This window comes from Patiriisocius sp. 208BN25-11, assembly GCF_058147145.1.
This window is the reverse complement of sequence record NZ_JBYVJY010000025.1, coordinates 1-7,988: the sequence shown is the minus strand read 5'-3', so window position 1 is coordinate 7,988 and position 7,988 is coordinate 1. Positions and strand designations below refer to the sequence as shown.

Annotated in this window: 1 protein-coding gene; it reads right to left on the bottom strand. The window is 40.7% G+C overall.

Going from position 1 to position 7,988, the window contains the following annotated elements; all coding sequences use genetic code 11:
* Positions 1 to 7,625, bottom strand: a 7,625-nt coding sequence (locus tag ACY2RS_RS15295; RefSeq protein ID WP_490099539.1) for a hypothetical protein, incomplete at its 3' end; no start/stop codon positions are given.
* Positions 7,626 to 7,988: the final 363 nt, after the last annotated feature.

The window sequence follows — 7,988 nt, the reverse complement described above, 5'->3', positions numbered from 1 at the left end:
ACAATATCACCATCTACATCATTCCCTAAAACATCTACCACTACTGGCATTCCAGTATCGTTGTTATCACTCGTATCGTCTGTAGCTACTGGTACGTAATCTATCGTTACCATAGCCACATTTGATGGATTACCATCATTATCATCGATCGTATACATTGCTGGATCCGTTGGATCATCATTAAAGCCTGCGGCTGGAGCGAAACTAATCTCACCAGTTACAGGGTTTACTTCCCAATCGCCTTCGCCTGGTACCGTGTAGCCGAGTACATCACCACTACCATCTGGATCCAATACTACCATCGTCGCTCCTGCTGGAACTTCTAAACTTACACTGGTTAAGTCTAAAGTACCATCTGGATCACTATCATTACCTGGTGCGCTTACTACTACTGTGTCTCCTGGTGTACTTGGCGTACTAGTATCATTTACTGCCACTGGCGGTACACTTGGTACCGTTCCTTGATTATCAGGCTCGCTATCTAAATCGTCATTATTTGATGGATCTGGGTCATCCTGATCTGCGGTAACACTTGCTGCATTAGAAAAGTCACCTTCTCCATTTATGGTTGCTGTTACAGTAATAGTAACATCGTTTGCAGGAGTACCAGATGCAATAGAAGCAATTGTACAAGGTAAAGATGTACAACCACCTGATACACCGGTAATGGTTAAATTATTTGGAGTATCTGTTACCTGCACATTAGTTGCAGTATCTGGACCTGCATTGCTCACCGTTAATGTGTAGGTTACTGTATCTCCTACTAGGTATGGACTGCTATCCACCAATACTTTATCTATTGCTACATCTGCCTCTGCAATAGTTAATGTAGCAGATCTTGTTTCTGAAATACACACATTATCATCGTGCGTAATAATTACAAAATATTCTGTTCCACCTAAACCTGTAACATCATTTACGGTTAAGGCATTTGTGGTTTCTCCACTATAGTTAGTATCTGCTGCTGAAATCGCTACGCCTGAAGTAGCAGGATCGCCTATATACCATTGGTAATTGATCCCTGCATCTGCATTGCCAGGAGTACCGTAATCTGGAACACCTGCTGTAAATCCTGTTGAGCTATCTGCGGTAGCATTTACTGTAAACGTCGCTGGACCACCCGTAGTACCTGTCTGGTCTGCTGGTTCTGCCGCTGGAATATTTACTTGTGTTGCAACGGTTTCATCACCACTTGCCCCATCATATCCACCAGTTGCGTTTGCACCTGTTACTTGACCGTTTGCATCATAAGTATATGGTGACTGTCCTAAAATACCATCTCCATCTGGATCATTACCACCAGATTCTAAAACATCATCACAACCATCGTTGTCACTGTCTGTGTCTAAACTATCAATAATACCATCATTATCTGTATCTGCCTTATTCTCCGAACAACCGCTAAAGGATAATCTCATGAAACTATTAAAATTAGGATCATTGATTAAATTCGGATCATCTATAACTCTAAAGGTAATCTGTGAAATAGGTTGCCCAGCTACCAATGGATTAATTGCCATGGATCCTATAGCCTTATCCGGTGTGTTTTGAGTTGTTGGGTCTGAGTCGAGAATTACTCTATTTGAATCTAATGTAAAATCACCAGAACCATTAGATACTGTTTCTGTATGACTACCTGTAAATTGTATTCTAACATTATCTACAAGCGCAACATGTAAGAAAACATTATATAAAGGTTGGTCAAAGTCTACAGTAACATCTATAAAATCATTTGCATCATCATTGTGAATGGTTTCAAATTCAACATGTCTTTTTGGGCTTGTGACATCATCATTAGGTGAAAAGAAAGCTGTCTGAGAGAAAAAACCAGAGGATGGAGATGTCCTCAGTCCAGGTGAAGGTTGAGGATCATTAATATCGCCTAATTGCCCGTTATTCATTTCTACCGCAGTAATTGTAACCCCTATACCATCAACAAACATATCTGTAGCAACAGAAGTAGGGCCAAATGGGTTTGTTACATTTAATGGTGCTGTATAATCCAAGAATGATATACATAAATCATCTTCAACAACATCTAAAATCCCATCATTGTCATCATCTAAATCACATACATTATTAATACCATCTGCATCTGGGTCGTTTGCGGTTACCACACCTGCGGTTGCACCGTCAGTACAAGGGTCTGGTAAAACGGTTAAGGTTGCCGATCTTGTTTCTGAAATACACACATTATCGTCGTGGGTTATGATTACAAAATACTCCGTACCATCTAGGCCTGTAGGGTCATTTACGGTTAAGGCATTTGTGGTTTCACCACTGTAATTTGTATCTGCTGCAGAAATTGCAACACCAGAAGTCGCTGGGTCACCTATGTACCACTGGTAGTTAATACCCGCATCTGCATTGCCAGGAGTACCATAATCCGGAACACCTGCTGTAAATCCTGTTGAGCTATCTGCGGTAGCATTTACTGTAAACGTCGCTGAATCTCCAAAATTTGCGGTTTCATCTGCTGGTTCTGCCGCTGGAATATTTACTTGTGTTGCAACGGTTTCATCACCACTTGCCCCATCATATCCACCAGTTGCGTTTGCACCCGTTACTTGACCGTTTGAATCATAAGTATATGGTGCTTCACCTAAAATACCATCTCCATCTGGGTCGTTACCCCCAGATTCTTCAACGTCGTTACAACCATCGTTGTCACTGTCTGTGTCTAAATAATCTGGTGTACCGTCGTTGTCTGTGTCTAATAGAGTACAAGACGTTGTCATCATAATCTCCGCATTATCCGGAGCTGTAAGATCTACAACAATAGTTTCAACAATTATTTTATCTGCAACTGCCAAAGTAGCAGCATCAAAACGAACACGCATAGCATCATCATTTTGTGGGTTAAATCCAGTAAGAGAAGTAAAAGATATATTATCAGCATTTATAGTAAATGGATTAGGATCACTTGCAGGTGTAGTGCCATCCTGCTCATATGACGTTACTTCCCAATCTGAGGTTGGAAGCCTTACTCCTGCACTATTTTCCACATAAACAACAAAGTCAGTGAATTCAAAATCGCCTAAAAATAAATTTAAATTACCAAAATCTCCTGCATTGATATCGAATTCAATTTCTGTAGTTGCATTGAGATTATTGGCTTGTCGTAAGGAGAATTGTGTATTTCCGTTTAAAACACCTACGGTTCCTGCATCTGCATTGACACTTCCAGAATAGTTAAAACCATCTCCTCTAAATGTTGTTGATCCACCATCACCAGTGCTAGTAACATTATATGACACATTAACAGATTTTCCATCTAAAGTAGTGTTAATGGTCCCAGAAGTAGGGTTTGGATCAGTTATAGCATCGATAGTTGCTTCTGTCCAAGCAAGCTCTTCAGGATCTGGACCACATAATTCAATTGTATCTAAAATTCCATCATTATCATCATCTAAATCGTCTGCATCAAAGACACCGTCCATATCTGAATCAGGTCTGTCATCGGTATCGTCACAGGCATCTGCAATTCCATCGCCATCTATATCTGGACCAAATGTAGTTACATCGCCTGTAGTAGCTTGAGGGCTACCAGGATTGGTAGGCACTCCCACACCATCCACAGCACCTTCGTCATCATCGGCTAAGTTATCGCTAGAGGTTAAATCTCCAGTCATAAAGGTACCCGCCGCTTCTATGGCATCGGGGCAACCATCATTATCACTATCCGTATCAAGACAATCTGGAATTAAATCGCCATCACTGTCATTTATAGAAGTAAAATTAACCAGCGTAATTGCAGAGGTTACGGTACCTGTTTGGCCCGCATTTTTTCCTGCGCGGATAATTATTGTATCCACAGGCCCTGCCAAGGTCAATCTTCCTCTGTTGGAGTCTACATTAGTCCCTCCAAATCCGTCATTTCCTTCCAAGCCACTTCCACTTGCAGTAACTAGAACTGTTCCTGTAGTGGACCCGTCATTAACATCTAAGTTGTCAAAGTTAGCAGCTGTAATGGCAATTGGGTTTCCTTGGAAACTTGCTTCAAACTCAAAGATATCTCCCCCATTTAATCCCGCCACGGTCATTTCAAAGTCTGTTACTCCCGCTAGAAAGTCTAGGGTGATTAACATATGATCATTTGCCGTAGGATCACTTGTGTCAAAATCACCTAACTGTGTTGGTTGAAAATAGAAGTAATCATCAATTGGCGCACCGTCATCTAATATTTGGACTCCATTGTTCCAAACTGGAGTAGCACCACCCGCCACATTGACTAAAGTAGCGGTAAGATTTGCAGTCCCTCCAAAAACTCCGTTCAAGGTTGCCGTAGTACCATCGCCTGTAGGCTGCCCATTGTCTTGCAATTGGAAACCTACGCCTCCTAGACTTCCACCATTTGATGGGAACCCGGGACTATTTAATGCTCCTGAAGGAATTCCTGGACACTCAACCGTGTCTAGAATACCATCATTGTCATCGTCTAAATCTACGTCATCATCAATACCATCTCCATCTGAATCTACCCCTGGTAAGTTTATAGCTATTGCCGGCCCTGTTGGATCTAAAATAATCCCAACCGCTGGCTCAGATACATCGTCTCCTGGAGCATCGTCGATTAGAGTATAGGTAATGGTGTAGATGTCTTCACCGTTTACAGTTTCAATGGCTTCTGTAACACTTACTCGCTCACTCGCATTTACATATTCTCCTACTCCACCCGGTATAGGCGGCCCAAACTTTCTATACGCTTCTGGATTGGCATCAAGCCCATACCAGTAATATTTTATTTGTGCTCCTTCTCCATCACCCGCACATTCTAATGCAAAGCTTATCAGCCCTAAAGGATACTCAAAATCGTCATCTGCCGAAGCGAGATCTGTTTCTTGCACTAGCGTCATTGCCGTTACTTGCTCACAATCACCATTTCCATTATTTGTTATTTCTAGCGTAACATAATCTCCGTTCCCATCTGGGATAGACGTGACATTAGGTTGCTCGCTATCCATCATACCATCACCGTTTCCATCTCCTCCACCTGGGGCTGCATCCTCTATTGAGGCATCTACATTGTCGTTGTCACTACAAGCTGTAGCATCTGAATCATCATAAACAGCCGTACCCGTGATACCTTGCATAATTTCGCTACCACTAACAATAGGAACACCTGTAGTTGGGTTTACAGAACCCTCATCATCATCTGCAAGATTATTTGAGGATGTTAGATCTGCCTGCACAAAAGTTCCATCTGCCTCAACAGCATCTGGACATCCATCATTATCACTATCTACCTCTAAACTATTAGGAATACCATCACCATCTTCGTCTGCATCACAAACTAGTGTATAACTAAGATCTGCTATACCGATACGTTGTGAAGTGCCTCTGGTGTTGTCAATGTTTTCATAATAAAAATCTATACTTACTACTGGCTCATCAAAATTTAAATTTAAAATTCCCCCAGTATCACCCGTTGGAGAATCTGATATACCCTCAAAAGTATTACCCCCATTATACATCATGTTAGCCCCTTGCGATGCTATAATTTCACCAGTACCTACTGCAGCAGGGATAGAAATTATGGAGCCATCTATTCTTTTAGCATCAATACGTAATAAATCTATAAAATTTCCTGTTTGACGATCGATATCTTGCATACTAAATGTAAGATCTTGCACTGCTTCTGAAAAGGTAAAGGTAGTAGTACTCTGCCCTACTTGTCCGGTACCATGCTCTATTTCTAAAATTCGTCCAAATCCAAAACCATCAATAATACTTATCTCATTAATATCGCCATTAGGATCTAAAAGAGAAACCGTAAGTGTTCTTCCATCAATAACGTCTGAGGTTAAAAAATCTGTTCTCGGGTTCGTTGGATTACCCAAAGAGTTTGGTTGTAGGTCAGGCCTATTTGATCCTGTAGGAGTTCCAAAATCTTGGTCCCAATCAAGAGTTCCTACACCAGCCGAAGTACACTGATCTTCAACAGTGTCTGGAATACCATCATTATCATCGTCTAGGTCACAAAGATCTGAGACGTTATCGCCGTCTGCATCTGGATTTCCTGAAGCTGTAGCATCGCATGGGTCTGGTGCTACAAACTCTGTGTAACACACATTTTCCAATATGACCCCGAAAGGATTTGCCCCAGATATGTAATCAAACGTTACATTGATTTCGGTGAATGGATCTGTAGACTCAATAGAAATAGTTCCTCCTGATTGCGGCCCAAAAGAGTCTACATTCAAAGGAGCTGCTATTGTAGCTTGACCGCTATCACAATTTGAAGTTGTAATTGACGTCCCAGAGGCATTATCAGTATAACCTATGGTAACTGTCCCTACAGAATTTGTGCCTGTAACGACAAACTCTTCTTCACCATCATCACCTGCTGGATCTAAGTTTGTATTATTATTTATAAACCCTAACTCTAAATTGACTTGAGTCACTTGATTTGAAAAAGTTAATGTGTAGTCTCTATCTGTAGTTGCTGCCGGAGTTCCAAAACGATATCCTGCACCTGCATCTGTATATCCACCTCCTACAGAAAGACTGTTAATAGTTAAAGGTGTTCCAGATACTGCATATACATCTGCAACTGCTCCTGTACTTGGGGCTATTTGTGCAGTAGTAATTGTTGTATCTGAACAAGTTGTAGCTGCTGGACAAGGAGTTATCGTTACACATCCCCCTATGGTAACGACAACATCTGCAGTACCACCGCCACATAAGCTACCGCTATACGTATAGGTTCCTGCGGCGTCTACAGCAGGATCAAAAACCCCAGTACTACTTGCTAGTGCAGGCGACCATGTCCCTCCTGTATCTGGGCTACCGCCTAAGAAATTAAATAAGTCTGCTGTTGGATCTGTTGTTTCAAAACAAGTAGCTCCATTGGTTCCTGGATCAAAAACACAATTTCCTTGAAAAATCTGAACATTATCTATTACAGGTGAAGCAGTAGCTCCATTTACGGTTAATTCTGTTAAACGTATGGTAATAGCTCCAGCATCTCCACAAATTTCAGTTTGAAGCAAATCTATAAGACCATCACTAGCGGTTGCCTCATCATATATTAATTGTGAAGACTGCAACACACCACCAACAGTACTCGTTATATCCAATTGCAATCCCGTATCTCCAAGTTCACCATCATTAAAAACGTCTACAGAGAAAAAGTATTTGTCTGTGTTATTAAAAGTATTTGCTGGAAATGTAAACTCAACGTATGATCCCGAAGGGGTTTCATTTAAATACAAAACCACATTACCATCTGGCAAATTTACGGCAACGGGAGGTCCTGGATTACCCAAAGCAACACATGGGTTTGTATTGTTTACATACCATACACGACCATTTGTAGTCCAATTACCGGCAATTCCTTGGGTATTGTCAGTTGCAAAATCAGCCACATTGCCTATAAGCCAGGTCTCTATATCTCCAATTTCAAAGTTCAAGCAGTTAGGGCCTAATAAGCCTGCATTTGTAGCATTTTCAAAACTTTCTTGAAAAATAAGCGACCCACAATCTGAGTCGCAACCATCTATCAAGCCATCTCCATCATCATCTAAACCATTACCACATATTTCAGTTTGTGAAAAACTGAAAGACATGACCAAAACACTTAATAAAAATGACAAAAGAAATCGTGACTTAATTGATTTAGACACGAATACATTTTTCAATACGGAAGGAAGCGTAATTTTTCCCATAGGATATAGTTAATTGTTATTTTATAAATTAGTACACAAAATGGTGTACAGTATAAACACTGTAATGTGGGGATAACAATTAGCGCGCTGTGGGATCGAAGTGACGCATCTAAATAAAAAAGGGCTTGTTATAACGTACGCTTGGGATTGAAAGTGACGTACTTCAAAATAATCTTGAGGAGTGTAAAACTTGGGTAAAGTTTATACTAGATATTCTGCAACATAAAATTACATCAAATTTTAATTGATTGTCCGTAATTTATCATAATCCTGTAATGCCTGCTATTACTATTCTATCGAACAAACGCTCTCCAAAATATC